1 pseudogene is annotated in these 229 nt (G+C 60.3%); it reads right to left on the reverse strand.

The features are described from left to right. A pseudogene (gene secD, locus KZZ04_RS21045) lies at positions 1-229 on the reverse strand (protein translocase subunit SecD); the annotation flags it as partial.

Genomic DNA, 229 nt, shown 5'->3' on the forward strand with positions numbered 1-229 from the left:
GTCAAAACCCGCCTTGGCGTCAGTCACCTGGTCACCGGTGATGATCAAGCCACGCTCGATCAACGCGGGAGGACGGTTACCTTCACGGAACTCGAACTCTTCGGCAGTTGCGCGAGAAGCACCCGGCTCAGCGGCCAGACGGAATTCCAGGTTGGCCGTTTTACCCAGGATACGCTTGGCTTCAGCGGTGTCCTGTACGCCCGGCAATTCAACCACGATGCGGTTGGCG

The organism is Pseudoalteromonas sp. CR1 (assembly GCF_019392235.1).
GTDB lineage: Bacteria > Pseudomonadota > Gammaproteobacteria > Enterobacterales > Alteromonadaceae > Pseudoalteromonas.